General features: G+C 63.5%; 18 protein-coding genes and 1 riboswitch. Of the genes, 8 read left to right on the top strand and 10 right to left on the bottom strand.

Annotation, left to right across the window (positions count from 1 at the left end; genetic code table 11):
* Positions 1 to 77: 77 nt before the first annotated feature.
* Positions 78 to 908, bottom strand: coding sequence for a crotonase/enoyl-CoA hydratase family protein (locus RM2_RS00095; RefSeq protein ID WP_072686827.1), 831 nt, complete (start codon positions 906 to 908; stop codon positions 78 to 80).
* A gap of 103 nt (positions 909 to 1,011) precedes the next feature.
* Here RM2_RS00095 and RM2_RS00090 point away from each other — a divergent pair, with 103 nt between their 5' ends.
* Together RM2_RS00090 and RM2_RS00085 are read left to right on the top strand one after the other, a co-directional pair.
* Entirely contained in the window at positions 1,012 to 2,307 is a 1,296-nt protein-coding gene (locus RM2_RS00090; RefSeq protein WP_245813671.1) for an FAD-dependent oxidoreductase, read from the top strand.
* A gap of 75 nt (positions 2,308 to 2,382) precedes the next feature.
* Positions 2,383 to 3,450, top strand: coding sequence for an alpha/beta fold hydrolase (locus RM2_RS00085; RefSeq protein ID WP_072686826.1), 1,068 nt, complete (start codon positions 2,383 to 2,385; stop codon positions 3,448 to 3,450).
* Positions 3,451 to 3,452: 2 nt separating this feature from the next.
* Here the strand turns inward: RM2_RS00085 and RM2_RS00080 are convergent, their stop codons facing one another.
* Positions 3,453 to 4,103, bottom strand: coding sequence for a TetR/AcrR family transcriptional regulator (locus RM2_RS00080; protein ID WP_174553806.1), 651 nt, complete (start codon positions 4,101 to 4,103; stop codon positions 3,453 to 3,455).
* A 58-nt stretch (positions 4,104 to 4,161) separates the two neighbouring features.
* On the opposite strand from RM2_RS00080, the gene RM2_RS00075 reads away from it, so the two are divergent.
* The 3 genes from RM2_RS00075 to RM2_RS00065 all read left to right on the top strand — a co-directional run bounded on the left by RM2_RS00075 (position 4,162) and on the right by RM2_RS00065 (position 6,399).
* Positions 4,162 to 5,253, top strand: coding sequence for an ABC transporter permease (locus RM2_RS00075; RefSeq protein WP_072686824.1), 1,092 nt, complete (start codon positions 4,162 to 4,164; stop codon positions 5,251 to 5,253).
* A gap of 34 nt (positions 5,254 to 5,287) precedes the next feature.
* Positions 5,288 to 5,761 carry a YbaK/EbsC family protein gene (locus tag RM2_RS00070; RefSeq protein WP_072686823.1) on the top strand — a complete coding sequence of 158 codons (474 nt, stop codon included), beginning with the start codon at positions 5,288 to 5,290 and terminating at the stop codon, positions 5,759 to 5,761.
* A 71-nt stretch (positions 5,762 to 5,832) separates the two neighbouring features.
* Positions 5,833 to 6,399, top strand: a complete 567-nt coding sequence (locus RM2_RS00065; RefSeq protein ID WP_072686822.1) for a flavin reductase family protein — start codon at positions 5,833 to 5,835, stop codon at positions 6,397 to 6,399.
* A 33-nt stretch (positions 6,400 to 6,432) separates the two neighbouring features.
* On the opposite strand, the gene RM2_RS00060 is transcribed toward RM2_RS00065, so the two are convergent.
* Both RM2_RS00060 and RM2_RS00055 read right to left on the bottom strand, forming a co-directional pair.
* Positions 6,433 to 7,752: an aminotransferase class V-fold PLP-dependent enzyme gene (locus RM2_RS00060; protein WP_072686821.1), complete on the bottom strand. Its 1,320-nt coding sequence runs from the start codon at positions 7,750 to 7,752 to the stop codon at positions 6,433 to 6,435.
* Between the two features lie 49 nt (positions 7,753 to 7,801).
* Positions 7,802 to 7,917, bottom strand: a riboswitch (SAM riboswitch).
* Between the two features lie 240 nt (positions 7,918 to 8,157).
* On the bottom strand, positions 8,158 to 8,901 hold the full coding sequence (locus RM2_RS00055; protein WP_084721571.1) for a GNAT family N-acetyltransferase: 744 nt from the start codon (positions 8,899 to 8,901) through the stop codon (positions 8,158 to 8,160).
* A gap of 371 nt (positions 8,902 to 9,272) precedes the next feature.
* Between RM2_RS00055 and RM2_RS00045 the strand changes: the two genes are divergently transcribed.
* Positions 9,273 to 13,163 carry a Pls/PosA family non-ribosomal peptide synthetase gene (locus tag RM2_RS00045; protein ID WP_072686819.1) on the top strand — a complete coding sequence of 1,297 codons (3,891 nt, stop codon included), beginning with the start codon at positions 9,273 to 9,275 and terminating at the stop codon, positions 13,161 to 13,163.
* Positions 13,160 to 14,485 (top strand): M1 family metallopeptidase, encoded by a 1,326-nt coding sequence (locus RM2_RS00040; RefSeq protein WP_084721594.1) that lies wholly within the window; start codon positions 13,160 to 13,162, stop codon positions 14,483 to 14,485. Before RM2_RS00045 ends, RM2_RS00040 begins: the two co-directional genes overlap by 4 nt.
* A 73-nt stretch (positions 14,486 to 14,558) precedes the next feature.
* Here the strand turns inward: RM2_RS00040 and RM2_RS00035 are convergent, their stop codons facing one another.
* On the bottom strand, positions 14,559 to 16,151 hold the full coding sequence (locus RM2_RS00035) for a gamma-glutamyltransferase family protein (RefSeq protein ID WP_072687170.1): 1,593 nt from the start codon (positions 16,149 to 16,151) through the stop codon (positions 14,559 to 14,561).
* A gap of 199 nt (positions 16,152 to 16,350) precedes the next feature.
* Positions 16,351 to 17,211, bottom strand: a complete 861-nt coding sequence (locus RM2_RS00030; RefSeq protein WP_072686817.1) for a LysR family transcriptional regulator — start codon at positions 17,209 to 17,211, stop codon at positions 16,351 to 16,353.
* Positions 17,212 to 17,293: 82 nt separating this feature from the next.
* On the opposite strand from RM2_RS00030, the gene RM2_RS00025 reads away from it, so the two are divergent.
* Positions 17,294 to 18,295, top strand: coding sequence for a bile acid:sodium symporter family protein (locus RM2_RS00025; RefSeq protein ID WP_072686816.1), 1,002 nt, complete (start codon positions 17,294 to 17,296; stop codon positions 18,293 to 18,295).
* A gap of 30 nt (positions 18,296 to 18,325) precedes the next feature.
* Here the strand turns inward: RM2_RS00025 and ehuA are convergent, their stop codons facing one another.
* Genes ehuA through ehuB form a run of 4 tightly spaced genes read right to left on the bottom strand, consistent with a single transcriptional unit; the run spans position 18,326 to position 21,344 of the window.
* Positions 18,326 to 19,087 carry an ectoine/hydroxyectoine ABC transporter ATP-binding protein EhuA gene (ehuA, locus tag RM2_RS00020; RefSeq protein WP_072687169.1) on the bottom strand — a complete coding sequence of 254 codons (762 nt, stop codon included), beginning with the start codon at positions 19,085 to 19,087 and terminating at the stop codon, positions 18,326 to 18,328.
* A 22-nt stretch (positions 19,088 to 19,109) separates the two neighbouring features.
* Entirely contained in the window at positions 19,110 to 19,751 is a 642-nt protein-coding gene (gene ehuD, locus RM2_RS00015; protein WP_072686815.1) for an ectoine/hydroxyectoine ABC transporter permease subunit EhuD, read from the bottom strand.
* Positions 19,748 to 20,479, bottom strand: a complete 732-nt coding sequence (ehuC, locus tag RM2_RS00010; RefSeq protein ID WP_072686814.1) for an ectoine/hydroxyectoine ABC transporter permease subunit EhuC — start codon at positions 20,477 to 20,479, stop codon at positions 19,748 to 19,750. The genes ehuD and ehuC overlap by 4 nt, the downstream gene beginning before the upstream one ends.
* A gap of 22 nt (positions 20,480 to 20,501) precedes the next feature.
* On the bottom strand, positions 20,502 to 21,344 hold the full coding sequence (ehuB, locus tag RM2_RS00005; RefSeq protein ID WP_072686813.1) for an ectoine/hydroxyectoine ABC transporter substrate-binding protein EhuB: 843 nt from the start codon (positions 21,342 to 21,344) through the stop codon (positions 20,502 to 20,504).
* Positions 21,345 to 21,553 lie beyond the last annotated feature (209 nt).

Below are 21,553 nucleotides of genomic sequence, written 5' to 3'. Positions count from 1 at the left end.
GTACTCACTAAGTATGCGAGCGCATCGCGGACCGGGGCAACTGCTGAACAGTGGTTTACTTTCCGAAAAGGTTTCGGCTATTCACCCTTGAACTCGGGTGTGCGCTTCTCGAAGACGGCGGTGATCGCCTCGGTCAGGTCCTGCGAAGGCAGGAACGCAGCGTTCCATGCGGCAACATAGCGAAGACTGTCGGCGACGGCGGCCGAGCGGGAGTGGTCGAGGACATCCTTGATCCCCTGCACCACGAGAGGCGGGTTCGCGGCAATGTCCGCCGCGGCGGCGTGCGCTGCGGCCAATGCAGCGTCTGCATCTTCGAAGACCTCGTTGACGAGTCCGATCTTCTCGGCACGCGCCGCGTCGATATCCTTACCCGTGAGGGCAAGCTCTCGCAGGTGCCCGTCACTGATGATCGCGGGCAGGCGCGCGAGACTGCCCACATCCGCGACAATCGCAACCTTGACCTCCCGGATGCTGAACTTCGCGTCGGTACTCGCGTACCGGATATCGGCGGCGGAGATCAGGTCGACGCCTCCGCCGATGCACCAACCCTGCACGGCCGCGATCACGGGCTTACGGCAGTCGGCAACCGCAGTGATCGCAGACTGCAGCAGCTTGATCTTGCCGTGGAACGTTGTGCGGGGCCCGGCCAGTGCGGTGCCGGCGAGGACGGCGCCCAAGTCGCCGCTCATGGCGGCCAGGTCCAGCCCGATCGAGAAGTGCCTGCCCGCCCCGGCGATCACGACCGCCCGCACCTCGGGGTCGGCGTCGAGATCACGGAAGATCTCCGGGAGTTCAGCCCAGAAATCCGGGCCCATCGAATTGCCCTTACCGGGTCCGACGAGCGTTACCTGCGCAACGTGATCCTTGTGCTCGACGGTAAATGCATTCCATGTCTTCTGCTCTGCCATTACGAGAGAGTAACCCCTGCCCGACGGCCCGACGAAGTAGGCTCAAGGTATCTGTACTGCCTGCGAACGGACACACTCGAAGCCCCTTGGCAGCAACGCCACAGTGGTCGGCGCCGGAATGGGTGGCCTTCTGGCAGCCGCTGCTCTCAGCAAGACCTTCCGGAGTGTTCTCGTCCTCGAGCGCGATATCCTGCCAGCGACTGCCACCGCCCGCAAGTGCGTGCCGCAGGCTCGCCACGTGCACGCCCTGCTCGCCAGTGGGCAAGCGGCGATGGATGATCTTCTCCCCGGTTTCGTCGACCAACTGCTCGAGCTCGGCGCCATTGCGGGAGACGCGCTGGGCGACATCCGGTGGGTCGTCGACGGGCACCGGTTGGCTGGCGGCATCAGCGGAGTACCCGGTATCCTTGCGAGTCGAGATCTCATTGAATGGCATGTGCGGCAACGTGTTCAAGCTTTGCCAAATGTTCGAATACTAGACCGCAGCGATGTCACCGGGCTGATCGCCGACGGTAACGCGGTGACGGGTGTGAGCGTTCAGCACCGGTCCGGTGGCCCCCCGACCGAGGTCGTACCCGCCGATTTCGTCGTGGACTCGTCGGGTCGGAGTTCGCAGAGCCTTGCCTGGCTCGGCAGGTTGGGGTTCACACCCCCACGCGAGTCGCAACTGGCCGTCGACGTCACCTACGCAACGCGGCACTTCCGCCTTGACGCATCTCGCCTGGACGGCGACTCCGGTATTGGGATGGCACCGGGACCGTCGAGCCCGCGAAGTGGATTCATGGGCATACAGGAGGACGGCAACTGGATTGTCACTCTCGCCGGATACGGCGACGACGTACCGCCGCTCGACCCGGACGGGTTCCTCGACTTCGCGCGGTCGTTCCCCACCCCGGACATCTACGACGCGCTGGCCACCGCGCAACCCCTGGGCGACGGAGTCCGTTATCGGATTCCAACCACGATCCGCCACCACTATTCGGCAGATGACCTACCGTCGAACTACGTGCCGTTCGCTGACGCCATCTGCTCTTTCAACCCCATCTACGGCCAGGGTATGAGCGTCGCCGCGGTGGAGGCGACAATCCTGCGGAACTGCCTGCAATCGACGACGAACCTCCCCCGGCAGTTTCTGCGTGAGGCGAATCGGTGCATCGACGCAGCCTGGAACCTCACTGTCGACAACGACCTCCGACTCCCAGCGGTCCCCGGCAGACGATCGGTGCGTGTCCGGTTCGCCAACGCCTACGCGTCCCGACTCGACCGGGCTGCGGCCGTCGACCCAGTCGTCGGATCGGCATTCCTCCGAGTGACACATCTTCTCGACCGTCCGCGCAAGTTGCTCCGACCGTCGACGGTGCTGCGGGTATTGCTGGCCGATCGGCCCGGCACCCACTGACTTCCGCGCGCAGGATTGCCTATATATTTGCGTAACAGATACCTGGAGGGATCTGCGCCGCCACGAGAGGGTACTGTGCTCGACATTGCTTGGAGCCCGACACTGAACACACTGACCCGCAATGCCTGGCGATTGTCCTTCGGCGGCGGAATCGCACCGGTCCAGCGGACCCCGTCGACCCTCATCGACGAAGCACCCCACCAGAACCTCTATCGGTTCGACACCGCCAAGTCCCGCGGTGATCGGCCCGTCCTCCTCGTGCCCCCGTTGGCGGTGCCCTCTCGGTGTTTCGATCTCCGGCCCGGACAAAGCCTGGCCGCGCATCTCGCCGGTACCGGCAAGGCGACCTATCTCGTCGACTACGGCACGATGGGCTACGAAGACCGCGGTCTCGGATTCGAGGACTGGATCGAACGCATCATTCCCGCATCCATCGAGCGCGTGTCCAGGCGCCACCACGGCGCACCCGTCGACCTGATCGGCTGGAGCCTCAGCGGGACGCTGTCGCTACTCACGGCGGCCGCTCGAAACGACCTCCCAATCGGCTCTGTGACGGCGATCGGCACACCGATCGACTACGAGGCAATTTCAGTCCTCGCCCCACTGCGAGCCGTCGGTCGTTTTACCGGGGATCGCCCCCTGACCATTGCAACTGGTGCGATGGGCGGCCTTCCCGCACCATTGGTGCAGGCCAGCTACCGCTTCACCGCGTTGCAGCGCGAACTGATCAAGCCTTGGTTCATCGCGAAGAACCTACACGCCACCGAGACCCTCGCCCGCATGGAATCGATCGACCGGTTCATGGCCGACATGCCGGGATACCCCGCGCGCTTCTTCCACCAGGTCTGCACGCAATTGATCCTCGGGAACGCTCTTGCCGCAGGCAGTTTCCAGACTCGGAGCGGAACTGTCCACCTCCCCGATCTGACGGTCCCGGTTCTCGCGATCGGTGGCACAGAGGACGTCATCGCGCCGATCGAATCAGTCCGAGCTGCCACGGACGTGCTGACGGGTTCGCCGGCCGTGCAGTTCGAAACCGTGCCGGGCAGTCATCTGGGTCTGGTCGCCGGCCCCAAGGCGAAGGATTCCACCTGGACACACATCGACCGTTTTCTCGGCGGGGTCGTAGCCCGAACCGCCTGAATTCAGGCCAGACCGGCCGTGGCGACGGCGCCCGCGAACAGCGCCGTGACCGCGGCACCCATCGTCGGCTGATCCACTTCCTCTGGATCAACCCAGTATTCGAGCACTAGGCCTGAGATGAGCGCCATCAGCGAAATGGCCGTCGTGCGCACGTCGAACCTGTCTTCGACGCCCCACTCGCGAGCCCGCTCGCCGATCAATTCGATGAGCCGGCCGCGCAACTGCCGCCGCTCCCTCAGGTAGGCCTGGGCGATCTGTGGATCTCGCACCGCGAGGACACCGAATTCGAGCACTAACATTGCCCACCCCGGCTCACGAACCATCCACGAGGCGATCGCCTCCCCTCCCTTTCCTGCTGCATCCGAAGGACTCATCCCGGCAATCTCGGCGAGGACTCGTCCCGCAAGATCGAGTGAGCGCTGTGCGAAGAGTTCGGCGAACAGATCCTGCTTCGATTCGAAATTCGAGTAGACGGCCCCCTTGGTGAACCCGGCCCGCCGCGCGACCTCCGCGAGCCTCGCGGCGCTGAAGCCGCGTTCGGCGAATTCCTCCGCCGCCGCATCGAGCAGTCGCTGACGCACGACATCACGGCCTGGACGCGGCGTCGGCGTCCATTCGGTGTGACCACTGTCAGGTTGACGATCATCAGTCATGATACCTAGAGTATTCAATACCTCCGGTATCGACAAGGATTGAGAACGCCCGATGACCATGACCTTCACCGACAGCGAAACCACCACCCCGACTCCTGAGCATCACGACCGCCCGGTGTCCAAGTACGGCCCCACAATGAAGATGGTTGTGCTGGTGTTCGGCGTCCTACTCCTCCAGCTCGGCTTCATCCTCAGCTACGTGGCCGCGTTCCATCAGCCCACTCCCCGCGAAATCGAGATCGCAGTCATCGCGGCCAGAGGACTACCTGCCGGCATGGATCAGCAGATCGCCGACCGGCTCAATGCGATCGAGGGTCGTCCGCTCGACGCGCGTGTCGTCATGGACACGGCGCAAGCGCGCCAACTTCTCCGCGATCGCGAGATCCAGGGTGCGTTCGTTGTCGATCCCACAGGTACCGACATCCTCGTCACGGCAAGTGCGGGCGGTAGCTCCATCTCGAGCGCGCTCGAAACGGTCTTCACGCAGGTGGAGAACGAGCGAGGGCACCAGTTCACGGTTCGGGACGAGATCCCCGTCGGCGTGCACGACAACCGCGGACTGTCCGGCTTCTACCTGGCAGTCGGATGGGTGGTCGGCGGCTACCTCCTCGCGGCGGCAATCGGCCTGTTCATCGGCGCACCGCGGACCCTGCGCCAAGCGGGTGCCCACGCAGCCGTTCTCTTCGGCTACTCCGTTCTCTCAGGCGCCCTGGGCGCCCTGATCACGACATACGTGCTCGGTACGTTCTCAGGGCACTGGTTCCCGCTATGGCTCCTTGGGACCGGCGTCGTCTTCGGCACCGCCATGTTCACACTCGGGCTACGCGCAGCGGTCGGCATCGTTGCCGTTCCCCTGGCAATCGCCGTCTTTGTGATCCTCGGCAACCCTAGCGCCGGCGGCGCGTTCGGTTCGAACGTCATCCCCTCCTTCTATGCGACCATCGGACGTTGGATCACACCTGGTGCCGGCACCGAAGGAATCCGGAGCATCCTGTACTTCGACCACGTCGGACTGGGTCAACCGGCCCTTGCCCTCACCCTTTACTCGCTCATCGGACTCGGACTGCTCTTCGGTTCCACCGCCCGGCGCGACCGGAAGTCGGAATCGAGTACGCCCCGTTCCGATCTCGTATCGAACGGCGCTTCTTGAAGTCCTTCGCGGTGAATCGCCCTACTCTTGGTTCATGCCGATGTCCCTGCATCCCCACGCCGCGCACGTCGCCGAAACCCTGATCGCGAGAGGACATCACGGGGTGATCGTGACTCAACCCGGGTCCACTCACTCCGCCGCCATGGCAGCGGAGTCTCTCGAGGTAGATATCGGAGCCATCACCAAGTCTCTCGTTTTCATGCTGGACGATGACCCGATCCTGCTCCTTGTGTCGGGAGCCCACGAGGTGGATCTCGCGAACGCCGGCAAGCGACTGCAGGGAAATCTGACTCACGCGCCCGTGAATATGGTGCAGATCGCGACCGGTCAGCCAATCGGGAGTATCGCGCCGCTCGGACATCCCACGAATCTGCCGACCTACGTCGACAACGCCCTGGCCGAGTACCCCGAACTGTGGGCGGCGGCGGGACAACCGAATGCCGTCTTCCGCACGTCGTTCTCGGAGTTGGTGCGTATCACCGCCGGCTTCGCGATCGACGTCGACTGAATCCTGCATCCGCCTTCTATAGTTGACTGCAGATCTCGTGAACCAATGCACGGGCCGATCCGGAGAGTATTTTGTCCGACTCAGTCGAGAATGCCGACACCATCCACCGTTCGGGTCTCCCCCGCGACCCCGAACTCTCGCCCGGCATCAGCGCGGTGGACTATCGCGCTGCCCTGCGCCGTCACCCTGCGGGAGTCACGATCGTGACTCTCGACTCGGGGTCCGGCCCTGTCGGCTTCACCGCCACCTCTTTCGCCTCCCTCTCACTGGACCCGCCCTTGGTGTCGTTCAACATCGCGCACTCCTCGTCCAGCATCACGGCTCTGCATTCCGCGGATTCGCTGGTGATCCACCTACTTGGCGAACATCAACGACACCTGGCTCAGCGGTTCGCTCGTAGCGCCGACCAACGGTTCGCAGACAAGTCGCTCTGGGCGAGGCTCGACACGGGTGAACCGGTGTTGCACGGCACGCCTAGTTGGCTTCGGGTCACCATGGACCAGTTGATTCCCGTCGGGGATCACACACTCGTGATCGGCCTCGTCACCCGAGTCCACGCCGAGGCCGACGACGACGACTCCGCTTCGTCTCCGTTGCTTTACCATGAGGGCCGCTACTACCGGCCCAGCCCACTGTGACCAATCATTGTGCTCCCAACGGGCGACCTGTGGTCATCTCTGCGCATCCAACAAGAATCGTCTCTCTGGCACCGGATTCCACTGACCGCCCTCCTTGGCGTAGATCCACGTCCGGTTGCCGCCCACGAGAGTGCGCACGGCGTCGACAAGTCGATCCACGTCTTCGGAACAACTCCCCAGCCCCAGACTCACGCGCACCGCACCGTCGGGCCGGCCGAGTCGTTCCAGCAACGGGTGCGCGCAGAAACGACCGTCGCGTACTCCGATTCCGTGTTCTGCGGACAGATAGGCGGCGATCTCCCCCGGTTCGAATCCGTCGATCGTGAACGTCACGATCCCGACCGTGTCGGGCGCATCCGACCACAGCCTGAGAAACTCCAGTCCATCGACTGACTCGAGTCCATCGAGGATCCGTGACCTCAGAACGGCCTCGTGTTCGGCAACCCGGTCGAAGTCCAGATCGGACAGCGCATCGCACGCCGCGGCCAAGGCCGCGGCCCCGAGCACATTGGGTGTTCCCGCCTCGTGGCGCGCGGGCGCTGACGCCCATTCTGGGGCAGGGGCAGAAACCCATTGGGCGGATTCGACAGTCACGTTTCGGACCGCGCCGCCGCCCGCCAGGTATGGCTCTGCGTCGTCGAGCCAGTCCCGGCGGCCCACCAACACACCGGCCCCGAACGGGGCATACAGCTTGTGCCCGGAGAACGCCAGATAGTCGACACCCCACGCCTCGAGGTCAATCCGACGGTGCGGTGCGAGTTGGGCCGCATCAACGAGAATCCTTGCGCCGCAACGATGTGCAACTTCCGCGAGGGCAGCAATCGGCAGCACCTCGCCAGTGACATTGGATGCACCCGTCACCGCGAGCAGAGCGGAGGGTCTCGAGCACAGTTCGGCAACGAGGAGCCGGACGGTCTCGGCGAGCGTGTCCGCGGCGCGGACCACACGAGAGTTCTTCCAAGGCAGTAGATTCGCGTGGTGCTCGATATCGAGAACAACGGTACTGCCGGGAACACAGCCGGCGAGCAAATTCAGCGAGTCCGTGGTGTTCCGGGTAAACACCACCACCTGTTCGTCACCCGCTCCGACGAACCTGGCAACCGACTCGCGGGCCTTCTCATAGCAGTCGGTCGACACCCGGGACGCGTAACCGGCGCCGCGGTGGACGCTGGAGTACGTCGGCAGCAAGGCCTCGATGCGGTCGGTCACCTGCGACAAGGCCGGTGCGCTGGCCGCACAGTCGAAGTTGACGTAAGTACGGTCACCACCCTGAACCAGCGGAACCCGCAAGTCGGAGCCCGAAACCCGGGCCAGGGGAGCGACACATTCGCCAGCGGTCAATACAGCAGTCATTACGATATCCCTCGTAGTCAGGGACTCATCACAGGGTGGATGCCCTCGGAGTCCGCGCTTGCCGGTTCCGGTATCGAACCTCAGCCTGGTCGTCACCCGGAGCACCCCGCCGCAGTGGAGGGTTGCCGACCAGCAAGCCGGGGCTTGACGCTGGTACTCGTGACCTGTTCCGAAGATTGCAGGATCGAGGCGTCGTTGTCAACCCGAGCCTCCTTGCGTCCGACCTCGTTGTCTTCGAAGAGCGGTGCGTGAGAAGCGGACCCTCAGTTCACAGGTGGGTAGCCGGGATGTGGTGCGGGTGAGCGGGAAGCCCGTCCTCACCGGTGAGTTCGTCCATGGACGGTGTCGAAGGAGGCCGCGTGCGTACTACATTTTTTGCGCCAGAGCAGTAGCGAAGGCCGATAACTACTTCGGTGAATAGGTGTACGGAGTGGTCTGCGTGACCGCGCGGAAGCCGAGCCGGCCCAGGATCGGTGCCGATGTGGGCAGCGCGTCGACGAAGACATGCGTGTCCCCGCGCGCGAACGCCGCGGTGAGCCGCGAACTCACCAACGCGGTGTACAGGCCACGGCGGCGGAACTCCCGCTTGCTGACACCGCCCGCGAGCTCGGCGAAACCCTGCGTCGTTCCGCGGAGTAGACGGCCGCATGACGCAGGGACATCGTCGACATAGGCGACGTGGGTCGTGACCGTCCCCGCGTCGAGCTGCGCGCGCAGAGCGTCGGTTGCAGTGTCGATGTTGCCGCGGCCGGTTGCCGTCCAGATGTCGACGATGTCGGACAGATCGGCGTCGGAGTCGGCCACCACCCGAAGTCGGTGATCCGGCAGCAGGCCAGCCTGCGCAATCGGATCGGTCCGGACGAGAACCGCCTCAATCGGTTCCGCTTCGAATCCACATCGGATCAGAGCGGCCTCGACGTCCGCCTGTTTGTCGTGTGCGTAGGTCTTCCACTCCAACCCGTACCCGGCGGCCTCGGCGAGCCACATCTCTCGCTCGACCATGGCCGCGACCCCTGCTTCTTTCGCGACGACGAAGACGACCCGGCACTCCGATCGGTCGGCCGACCACTCGCGGAAGAGGTCACCGTTCTCGCTCGGTTCACCCGACGAACAGCGTTCGTCGTCCAGAACTGTCAGAGCGCTCGTCAACGAAGCGTGTCCTCTCCGGCCGCAGCCTCGATGATCTCGGCAACCGCGATCCGATCGATGAGTCCGTCGATGATCTCACCGAGTTTGTCGGCGAGATCATTCATCGCCATCGCGAAGACACTACGCCTGATGCTCGAACACGCGGAGAACGTCACGCTGAGCGGCAGAGCCAGGATCGCGCGCCTTCGACGACCGTTCGTACGTGAGAAGGTGCGGCGATGGGTGCACTCGAACTGGCCAGGAAACACCGAAAGCCTCCAGGCCCGGACAACTTCGACACGACTGGGGAAGAATGATGGAAACGTCTGGTCACTCGATCGTGAGATAGCCAGCAGTACGCACCACCACCCGCTCAGAGAAGGAATCTTGGATTGCCTCTCCAGTCACCGACGAATACGGACATCTCGCTCCGCATCCCCCGGGAACACCTCCGCCGCGAATTTGCACCGGCGCCACGCACGCTCGTCGACATTCTGCTCACGACCGCCGACGCGCACCCGGACGTTCCGGCGATCGACGACGGAACGACATCGCTGACCTACCGGGAACTAGTCGAGGAGATCCGGCGTACGGGCGAGGTCCTGGTGGAGTCGGGAGTCGGGGCCGGTGACCGCGTCGGCATCCGCATGCCCTCCGGATCTTGCTCGTTGTACGTAGCCATCTTGTCGACTCTCGCAGTCGGCGCCGCCTACGTGCCAGTCGACGCGGACGACCCCGAGGAACGCGCCGAACTCGTGTTCGGAGAGGCTCAGGTTCGATGCGTGGTGACCGGGACTGGAGTCATTGCCGGCACCGCCCCAGCCGGAGCTGAGTCTCCCACCACACGTCCACCGACAGTCGACGACGACGCCTGGATCATCTTCACCTCCGGATCTACCGGCACCCCCAAGGGTGTCGCGGTCAGTCACCGCAGCGCCGCAGCCTTTGTGGACGCCGAAGCCCGGATGTTCCTGCAGGCAGACCCCATCAGGCCCGGTGATCGGGTACTGGCCGGGTTGTCGGTGGCATTCGACGCATCCTGCGAGGAGATGTGGCTTGCCTGGCGTCACGGAGCCTGCCTCGTTCCCGCGCCCCGGTCCCTGGTCCGCAGCGGAACTGACCTCGGCCCGTGGCTCGTCGCACGCGACGTCAGCATCGTGTCGACGGTACCGACCCTCGCGTCCCTCTGGCCCGCAGAGACACTCGAGGCCGTGCGCCTGTTGATCTTCGGCGGTGAGGCCTGCCCACCCGAACTGGTGGAACGCTTGGCCGTCGACGGACGCGAGGTGTGGAACACATACGGACCGACCGAAGCCACGGTCGTCGCCTGCGGAGCGTTGTTGGACGGGAAGAGTCCCGTCAGCATCGGCCTGCCGCTGGACGGGTGGGATCTCGCGGTGGTCGACGGTTCCGGTGCACCCGTCACCGAGGGTGATGTGGGCGAACTGGTGATCGGAGGTGTCGGTCTGGCCCGCTACCTCGACCACGTGAAGGACACCGAGAAGTACGCGCCGATGCCGACGCTCGGCTGGGATCGCGCCTACCGCAGCGGCGACCTCGTCCGACTCGACCCGGGTGGCCTGCTGTTTCAGGGCCGCGCCGACGACCAGGTAAAGCTCGGCGGCCGGCGGATCGAACTCGGCGAGGTCGACAACGCGCTCCAGAACCTTCCCGGCGTCGGCGGCGCGGCCGCGGCCGTGCGCAGGTCCGGTGCCGGACAACAGATCCTCGTCGGCTACCTGGCCGGTACCCAACCCGACTTCGACCTGAGGGCCGCGCACGCGACGCTCACCGAACAGCTTCCGGCGGCGTTGGTTCCGCGTCTCGTCCTCGTCGAGGACCTTCCCACCCGCACGTCAGGCAAGGTCGACCGGAATGCTCTCCCCTGGCCTCCGCCGGGAGTGGACGACGCCGCGGAGAAACTCGGGCTCGAGGGTACGACCGCGTGGGTGGCGGGGTTGTGGGCGTCGATCCTCGGTGCTCGGATCACGAATTCGACTGACGACTTCTTCGAACTGGGCGGCGGTTCCCTCTCTGCCGCCCAGTTGGTGACGGCTCTACGCGAGCGGTTCCCCGAAGTGACGGTCGCGCAACTCTACGACCATCCCCGACTCGGTTCCCTCGCCGATTACCTCGACGAGTTGGCCCCTACCGACACGGTCGAACCTCGCATCGTCGCGCCCACACCGCGCAGCAGCCAACTACTGCAGATCGCGGCCACCGTTCCGCTCACAACGCTCACCGGACTCCAGTGGGTCACGTGGCTGGCGATCGCGAACAACGTCTTCTCGTGGTTCACGCACGTTCCCTGGGCGCCGACCGTGTCATGGTGGTGGATCCTGATCGCATTCGTCGCCTTTATCAGCCCGGTAGGACGGATGGCGATTTCGGTGGCGGGTTCGCGCATCCTCCTCCGCGGCCTCCAGCCCGGCACGTATCCCCGCGGCGGCAGCGAGCACCTTCGACTGTGGGTGGCGCTGAGGCTCAACGAGGCCAGCGGTGCGGCCAACCTGTCGGGTGCGCCCTGGATGCTCTACTACGCCCGAGCGCTCGGCGCGACGGTTGGCAAGGCCGTCGACCTGCACACACTGCCGCCAGTCACCGGCATGCTCGAACTCGGCGACGGCTGCTCGGTCGAGCCAGAGGTCGATCTGTCCGGGCACTGGATCGACGGCGATGTCGTGCACATCGGCGAGATCAAGATCGGCGCCGGAGCCACCGTCGGCGCGCGGTCCACACTGCTGCCCGGGGCCCGCATCGGACGCAACGCCGAGGTCGTGGCCGGCTCGGCGGTATTCGGCCGGGTCAAGTCCGGACAACAGTGGGCCGGTTCCCCGGCCGTGAAGGTCGGAAAGGCCGCTCATCCGTGGCCGGACGAACCTCCCCGCCGTGCCTCCTACTGGGTGCCTACATTCGGCGTGACGTCGATGTTGCTGGCCGGACTACCGATCGTCGCGCTCGTCGCCGGCATCTCCGTGATCGGCTGGTGGATCCGCAACGCCGACACGATCGGCGCCGCAATCACGGCGTCGCTGGTGATCCTCCCTGTCGCCACTGTCGTCAGTCTTGGCGTGTTCGCCATCCTGACCGTCGCCGCCGTTCGACTGCTGTCTTTCCGGCTGCGCGAGGGATATCACCCCGTCCGCAGTCGCATCGGCTGGCAGGTGTGGGCGACGGAACGGCTCATGGACTCCGCGCGTACATTCTTATTCCCGCTCTACGCCAGCCTGCTGACGCCGGGATGGTTGAGGCTACTCGGCGCCAAGATTGGCAAGAACGTGGAGGCGTCGACGGTCCTGCTGCTGCCGAAGTACACCACCGTGGCGGACGGCGCGTTCCTCGCAGACGACACGATGGTGGCGAGCTACGAACTCGGCGGCGGCTGGATGCACATCGAGCACGCCAAGATCGGCAAACGCGCCTTCCTCGGAAACTCCGGGATGACCGGCCCGGGTCGTCGAGTCCCGAAGAACGGCCTGGTCGCAGTGCTCTCGGCGACGCCTTCGAAGGCCAAGTCCGGCTCATCCTGGCTGGGCAGTCCACCGGTTCGGCTGCGCCGGGCCCCCACGAACACGGACGCCTCCCGCACGTTCCGTCCGCCGTCTCGGCTCAAGGTAGCGCGGGCGCTCGTGGAGACCTGCCGTTTGCTCCCTGTGATGGTGACGTTCGGGATCGGACTCGGTGTGCTGTTCACCCTGGAAGTGATGGCCGGCCGCGTAGGCTTTTGGCTCGCGGCGCTGACCGGCGGAATCGTCCTCCTGCTCGCTGGGGCTGTCGCGGGCTTGGTCTCCGTGATCGCGAAATGGGTTGTGGTCGGCCGTATCGGCAAGACCGAGTATCCGCTGTGGAGTTCGTTCGTGTGGCGCAACGAGGTGTCGGATGCTTTCGTCGAGACCGTCGCCGCCCCGTGGTTCGCCCGCGCAGCCACCGGGACCGCCGTTCTGAACCTCTGGTTACGCGGACTCGGCGCAACCATCGGCAAGGGTGTGTGGTGTGAAACCTATTGGCTCCCCGAGGCTGATCTCGTGACGCTGGGAGACGGCGCGACCGTCGAACGGGGGTGCGTAGTGCAAACTCACCTGTTCCATGATCGGATCATGTCCATGGACACCGTCACTCTGGGAGCCGGCGCGACACTCGGCCCGCACTGCGTCGCGCTGCCTGCCGCCGGAATAGGTGCGGGCGGCACAGTCGGTCCGGCCTCACTCGTCATGCGCGGCGATACCGTGCCACCGTCCACACGCTGGCAGGGCAACCCGATCGCACCGTGGGCATCGACGTGAAGTCCAGCAAGGGGATCGACGATGACCCAATCGACCCCTACCTCCCCGAGAACGGCAATCGGGGATACCGGGTGTCGCGGTACGAACTCGACCTCACCTACAAGGTGCACAGCAACCGGTTGACAGGTAAGGCCACGATCACGACGGTCACCACTGAGCCGCGCTCCCGGTTCACAATCGATCTGGCGTCAAACCTGCACGTGACGAAGGTTGTCACCAACGGTTCCCGCAACACCAAGTGGCTACACAGGAGCGGAAAACTGATCGTCACGCCTGCGCAGAAGATCCCCGTGGGCGGAGCGCTGGTTCTCACCGTCCAATATGGGGGATCTCCGAAACCGATCCACAGCATGTGGGGCGAGGTGGGCTGGGAGGAACTGACCGAGGGCGCATTGGTTGCCAATCAGCCGAACGGCGCAGCTTCCTGGTTTCCGTGCGACGACCACCCGAGTTCCAAAGCCAGCTACCGCATCTCGATCACCGCCGATTCGCCGTACTACGCAGTGGCAAACGGTGCGTTGGTCAGCAAGCGGACTCGGGCAAGCCAGACGACGTGGGTGTACGAGCAGACCGAGCCGATGTCGAGCTACCTGGCAACCATCCAGATCGGACCGTACGAGCGCCGCGACATCGGTTCCGGAAGCGTTCCGATGTTCGCCGTCCACCCACCGCGGCTGCGATCGGCGTTCGACGTGGACTTCGGCAGGCAGCCTCAGATGATGGATGTGTTCAGCCGACTGTTCGGTGCATACCCGTTCCCCGAGTACACGGTGGTCGTGACCGATGACCAGTTGGAGATCCCGCTCGAGGCACAAGGACTCTCGATCTTCGGCGCCAACCACTGCAGCGGTCAGCACGAATCCGAGCGTCTGGTTGCGCACGAACTCGCCCATCAGTGGTTTGGCAACAGCCTGACGCTCGGCCGTTGGAAGGACATCTGGTTGCATGAGGGTTTCGCCTGCTACGCCGAATGGATCTGGTCCGAGAACTCGGGCGGGCCCTCTGCACACGAACTCGCCCTACAGGCACATCAGGGTCTGGCCCGCAAACCGCAGGATCTGATTGTCGGGGATCCGGGGCCACAGTTGATGTTCGACGACCGCGTCTACAAGCGCGGCGCGCTCACCTTGCATGCGCTGCGTCGCCGACTCGGCGACGACCACTTCTTCGCTCTCCTACGTGAGTGGACGCAGACTCATCTGCACTCCACCGTCACGGCCGAGCAGTTCACGGACCTGGCCGCCCACTACACCGATGACTCGCTGCGCCACCTCTGGGACACCTGGCTGGGCGAGAAGACCCTTCCCGTCGCTCCCCGCTGAGTGCGCACTTCTGCAGCTATTTCTCGTGATTTCTCTGCACACCTGCGCATTCGGAGCGATCTGCGTCAGCCGTTCAGACACCGAGAGCTATTCCTTCTTGACGAGGATCGGCGGCACCGGACAGCACACCGCGCGCGTTGTCGACCGAGATGATCTGCGCGCTTCCTCCTGCCTCCCACGCACCCTGCACGGCGATGTCGTGTCCGAGGGTGCGCAGTTCGCCACGCACACGTTCCGGAATCCTCGACTCGCATCGCAGTTCGGCCGGACTACCCACAACATTGGCGTCACTGCCGGGGAACACTGTGAACCGCGGCGCCGCAACAGCCTCGGCTGGGTCGAGACCGTGGTCGAGGAGATGTGAGATCAGCTGCATGTTCCACTGCGCCTGACCGTCGCCGCCCGGGGTGTTCCCGACGTGCAGCAGATTCCCCGACATATCGGTGATTACCCAGGCATTGAGCGTGTTCAATGGTTTACGCCTCGGAGCTACAGAGTTGGGATGCCCCGGAATGAGGTATGCCCCTCGTCCGAATCGGTTGTTCAGAACCACCCCGGTGCCAGGGACGGTCATCTTGGAACCGAAGGTGAAAGCGAGCGAGTGAATGAAACTCACCGCCCGGCCTTCCGAATCGACTGCGACGGTCGACGTGGTGTCCCCGTCACTCACACCGAAGGTGCCCGTCGATGCCACACGTCCGTCGAGCGTGTTTCTCGCCGCCTTGATCGCAGCGGGCTCGAGAACTTTCTTCCAGGCGTCGTTGCTCGTGCCGCAGGTCGCGAACCGATCCTCGAAGGCCAACCGTGCCGCGCAGGCCATCCGATCAATGGCCGGCGCCGTAAGCCACGGCGAAGCGCCCACCACTCCGTCACACAGCGCTGCTTGCTGCAGCACCATCCACCCGGGTGCAGGCAGGGGGGTTTGATGGATCACCGCACCCGCGTAGTGTCCGCTGATCGCGGCTTCTGGTTGCACCTGCGCACCGGCCGCCCACTCGTCACCACTGAACGGTGCACCGCCCGCGCACAATGCGTCGACAGCTCGCTCGGCGAAAGAGCCCGAATAGAAGCTTAGGGGGTCACGGGCCAGCGCGCGGATCGACTCGGCCAGTTCGCGAAGCGGCAGCAACTGCCCTACCTGGGGCAACCGCCCACCCGGTAGGTAGGCGGCGCCAAGTTCGGCATCGGCGGAGATGGCCCTCTCTGCTTCTCGGATGTCCGCCCGGGTACTGGCGGAGCACGGCAGACCGCGCTCCGCGACCCGAATCGCCGGTGCCCAGAGATCGATGAGCGGGCGACTAGCCCCACCAGCGTGGAGCGCACCCAGGGCAGCCGGGGCACCGGGAACAGTTACGGCCAGTGCGCCGTCGAGCGGGATCGACCGAATACCCCGATCCGCAAAGAACCCCATATCGCCGCCATCAGGCCCGAAGCCGCTGCCGCTGACTGTCCACACCGAGCCATCGGGCTCGCGGACGACGGCAAAAGCGTCGGCGCCGATTCCGCATCGCCCCGGCAAAGTCAGCCAGCCCATGGAGGCCATGGCCAGGGTTGCATCGATCGCGTTGCCTCCGTCGGTCAGTACTCGGGCTCCCACCGTGCTCGTCGCTGGATGACTCGACGAGACCATTCCGTCGACGGAGAGTGTCACAGGCCGCTGGTTCATATTCGCGCACCACCGCGCGGCACGCCGGCGCGGAAACGAACTGGTGCCGTCCGGGTCGATCTCGTCGAAGTTCTGACCGTTTCGTTCATCGACCGGATACCTTCCCATTGAGACCCGTGGCTCCATAGCCTTCTCGATCATCTGCCTCTTCAGGGTATGCCTCAGTCCAGCGGTGGAGGTAGACGGCAAGACCAACAGGTCACGCGCGCAATCGATCCGCATTCTCGAGGATGACCGCGCGCAGCGCCTGCTCCGGTTCGCTGAGGACACTGCGCCGGGGTTCCAGCACGAATTCGACATCTACCGCAGGACCTAATTCTTCGCGCAACCGAGTCCGTACCGGCACCAATCCAGCAGGTGGAAGCGTCTCGGCGTGATATACGACGCCCAGACCGGCAAGGCAAGCTGCCCGCAATCCGTTCAAACTGCCCGTCACGCAGGCCACGTGCGCGCCGCGGCCGGACTTTTCCAGAGCATCTAGTGCCGCTTCCCTCGTGATCGACGGCGGCGGATACGTCACCAACGGAACCGGACCCCCGGCATCCAGGACGAAATCGGGCGCCGCGAAGAACGCCAGCCGATCGGTCCATACCGGTTCCCCGTGGCGTTCGCCTGTACGACGCTTCCCGAAGACCAAGTCCAATTTCCCGTCATGCAGTTGACGGAACAGCACCTCACTCAAGCCGACGGTGAGTTCGAAATCGACGAGCGGATGGCTACGGCGAAACTCGGAGAGGATTCGAGGCAGTTCGTGTAGAACCAGATCTTCCGACGCACCGAACCGCACCCTGCCTCGGACACCGGACTGCGTGAAGTAGCGTTCGGCATCCGAGTGCCGCTCGAGTATCGAGGTGGCAAAACCGACCATGACGGAACCGTCCGAGGTCAACTCCACCGAGTGTGTATCACGTAGAAACAGACGGCGTCCGGCGGCGAGTTCCAGCTTTCCCACATGTTGACTGACGGTCGATTGCCGCAAATTCAGTCGCCGGGCCGCCGCTGTGAAACTTCGGCTTCGTGCGACCTCGAGAAAACTTCGAAGATGAACGGGATCGAACATACCTCTTGTTATCACAATTTCGAATCACAGTAAACGCGAATATCGCCTTTCGGAATATCCGAAAGTTCCATACTGTCGAACCATGCTGACAAAGATCCCGCTACTCGGAAGGCTCGACCCCTTCATTCTCGGGATCCTGATTACCGTCGCGATTGCCAGCCTGATGCCCGCAGACGGTACAGCATTGACGGCGTTCGGATGGGCCGTCAAAGTGGCCATCGGATTCCTGTTCTTCCTCTACGGAACAAGGCTGTCCTCACGGGAGGCACTTCACGGACTCCGCCACTGGCGTCTGCACATCACCATTCTCGCGGCAACGTTCGTGCTCTTCCCGATCCTCGGAATCGCGGCCCGTGTACTGGTCCCATCGATCCTGACCCAACCGTTGTACTTGGGAATCCTGTACGTCTGCCTCTTGCCGTCAACGGTCCAGTCCTCGATCGCCTTCGTGTCCATCGCCCGCGGCAACATCCCAGGCGCAATAGTCAGCGCCTCGTTCTCCAACATCCTCGGCATCTTCGTCACGCCACTGCTCGTGGCGTTACTGATGACAAGTGAGGGGTCTGGCTTCGACACGTCCGCAGTGGTCGGCATCCTCTTCATGTTGCTACTCCCCTTCATCGCCGGCCAGGTGGTACAACGTTGGATCGGCACCTGGATAAAGGAACACGGCGCACCCCTCAAGTTCGTCGATCGTGGATCGATCCTGCTGGTTGTCTATGTCGCGTTCAGCGAAGGAATGAACGAAGGGATCTGGGGCACGCTGTCTGTCGGCCGACTGTTTGCGCTGCTCGCCGTCTGCGCGATACTGCTCGCGATCGTCCTGTCTGTCACCTGGTTCGGATCGAAGCGTCTCGGGTTCAGTAGAGAAGACCAGGTCACTATCACCTTCTGCGGCTCGAAGAAGAGCCTCGCCACCGGACTTCCGATGGCGACGGTACTTTTCGCCAGCCAGCCGATTGGCTTGATAGTGCTGCCGCTCATGCTGTTTCATCAACTGCAGTTGATGGTGTGCGCATGGATGGCGGGCCGACTGGGCCGCAGGGCCGCCGCCGAGGCGGAACTCGCGACAGCATCCCGCTAGACGGTATGAGTGACCGTCTAGCAACTAGAATTAGTCGGCCAGCACCGCCTTCAGGAAGGTTCTGGTCCGCTCGTTCTGCGGTGAGGTAAAAATCGTTGTGGGATCGCCTTCTTCCACGATCCGGCCCTTATCGAACATCATTACGCGGTTCGAGACGTCCCTTGCGAACTGCATTTCGTGGGTCACGATCAGCATGGTGATGTCTGTCGTTTCAGCGACATTCCTCAATACATCGAGGACGTCGGCAACCAACTCCGGATCCAGCGCGGACGTGACCTCGTCAAGCAACAGGATGTCGGGGTCCATCGCCAGCGCCCTGGCAATCGCGACCCGTTGCTGCTGTCCGCCAGACAGTTGCGTCGGATGAGCGGTCTCCTTGTCGGAGAGTCCGACCATATCGAGCAGTTCGCGGGCACGCTTCGTCGCCGCTGCCTTGTCGAGACCGAGGACATGGATGGGCGCTTCGGTGATGTTCTCGATCACGTTCATGTTCGGAAACAGATTGAACTGCTGGAAGACCATACCGATCCGACGTCGAACTTTCCGAAGATACTTCTCCGAAGCCGGAACGAGTCTGCTTCCCTTCTGTTCGTGCGTCAGCCGATCGCCCTCGATCCAGATGACTCCTTGGTTCACTGTCTCCAACGTCATCAGCAGGCGCAGAATCGTGGTCTTTCCTGACCCACTCGGCCCGATCAAGGTGACACGATCGCCGCGCGCAACCTCGAACTTCAGGTGGTCGAGGACGACGTGATCCCCGAATTGCTTCACAACATTGTCGAATTGGATCATCGGCATATCGGTACTCAGATCATCAGGCAAGGCGTTTCTCCAATCGCCGTATCAACAGAGAGGTCGGATAGCTGGCGATCAGAAAAATCACACCGGCCAACGTCAACGGCTCGAGATATTGGAAGTTCCTCGCACCGAACTGCTGGGCCGCCGTGACCATTTCCACCACGGTGATCGCGAATAGGTAGGGGGTGTCCTTGAACATCGACACCGCGTAGTTGCCCAGTGCTGGAACCACCCGCCGAATAGCTTGGGGCAACACGATCGCACGCCATGTTCGGGCCGGAGCAAGAGACAGCGCGCGGGCCGCTTCCCACTGCCCGACCGGTACGGCATCGATTCCCGCCCGGTAGACCTCGGCCATGTATGTCGAATAGTGAATCCCCAGAACCACGACACCGATTTGGAGGGCGGACAAGTCCGTGAGCAGATAGTAGACGAACAACAGTTGCACCACCAGCGGTGTCAACCTGATGAACTCGCTGACTGCACGGACCGGTGCGCTGACCCACCACGGGGCTGACTGCCGGATCAGCGCGATCGCGAGTCCGAGGACCGCGGCGATGGCAAACCCAAGGACAGTTGCCAGCAATGTGATCTTAAATCCGTCGAGGAGCATCGGCAAAGCCTCGAACGCACGGTCCCAACTCCATTGAGCGGTCATCGTTCCGCGACCTCCATTCCGCGAGGATCACTCGGTGCGAGGCTGAAGACCTCACGCAAGGACGGCCCGATTCCCAGACGGTTCTTTGCCCGCACCTCTAGTGCGTTCATCAACAGCGTGAGGAGATATCCGACGACAAAGTAGATGACGAGTCCGACGCCGAATGCGAAAAGTGTATTTCCAGTGGTTCGCCGGAGCTGATCGATTTCAAATGTCAGGTCCTGCAGAAGGATGTAGCTTGCCAAGGCCGTGCCCTTGAGGAGCTGAATCAAGAGATTCGTCAGCGACGGGATCATCTCGGCCCATGCCTGCGGCAGGATAACTCGCCGAAGTCTTTGCCAGTGACTGAAATCGAGCGCGGTTGCCGCCTCCCACTGTGGCTGAGGAACCGAATTCACCGCGCCACGTACCACTTCCGCGCCATACGCGCCGTAATTCAGCCCCAAGGCCAAGATCCCCACGACGAGGGGCTCAATCAGGACGCCAAACAGCGGTACTACGTAGAAGAGCCAGAAGAGCTGAACCAACAGGGAAGTCCCGCGGAAGAACTCGATGAAGGCCCTAGCGGACCCTCTGATCAGCACGTTGTGTGCGCGGGCCGCCAGTCCGAGGACCACGGCCAGTACGAAGGCGACGAGCGCGCCACCGACAGTCAGTTCGAGCGTAACGACGAGGCCCTCCCAGATGCCTGGCCAGGCATCCAGGAGAGCGTCGAAATTGTCCTTCACTTACCTAAGCCTCCGGGCGACCTCAGCTGACTCCGTCGCACAATTTGGCGGTCGTCAATGCCGGGTCGGGCAACTCTGCCTCGGTGAACCCGAACTCGCCGACGATAGACAGGTACTTGCCCTTGTCAGAGGTAATCTTTGCTAGCTCCTCGTTGTAGGCATCGCGCAGTTCCGTGTCTTCGGTGCGGAACACCGTACCACCGGCGCCGACCTGGGGGACGCCGTCGATCACTGCGACGAAGGATTCGGTGACATCCACGGGGACCGTGGGGCTGTTCTTATCCAGCCAGTTCAACGAGATGCCCGTAAGGGCGAACGCGTCGGCCCTCCCGTTGGCAACGGCGTCCATTCCGTCCTGCGGTGACGCCACCTGCATGGCATCGATACCCAGCGCCTGCGCGTAGTCCGATTCGATAGCACCGGTCATGGTGGCCAACCGTACACCGCTGTCGTTTACCGACTGCATATCGGTGAGGCCCTCGGGATTGCCCTCCGGAACCATCAGCGCAGTCGTGTAGTTGAACTCGGGTTCACTGAACGCGGCTTGCTGGCATCGCTGCGGGAGGATCGACATCCCGGCACTGACCACGTCGAAACGCCGGGCCTGCAGCCCCGGGATCAGCGCACCGAAGTCGGTGTTCACACCTTCAACGTTATCGATTCCGAGATTCTTGAAGATCTCGCGGTGGAGCGCGACCGTCGCACCGGTCAACTGTCCGTTCTCCTCGAAGCTGTACGGCGCTTCGCCGGCGAACCCAACAGTTACCGCACCCTCTGCTTGGAGTTGCTCCAGGAGCGACCCCTCGCTAGCTGTGTCCGTCGTACTACAGCCCGCCACCGAAGCGGCGGTCGCGGCAACACCCATGAATATTGCTGCAACTCGTACTGCGGAGCCATTTTTCGTCAATGCCTTCGACACTCGAGATTCCCCTTCATCGATCCACGAAGAATCGGAAGGATCGGCACTACCTCGGTAGCACGATCCCACCAACCAGATTCGCGGGGCAACCTTACCCAGTCGACCGAAGGAACGCAGAACTTTCGACCATCTGCGTGACCCGAGCGCTACCGTAT

Source organism: Rhodococcus marinonascens NBRC 14363, from assembly GCF_001894885.1.
Lineage (GTDB): Bacteria > Actinomycetota > Actinomycetes > Mycobacteriales > Mycobacteriaceae > Rhodococcus_F > Rhodococcus_F marinonascens.
This window is presented reverse-complemented; position numbering and strand designations above follow the sequence as displayed.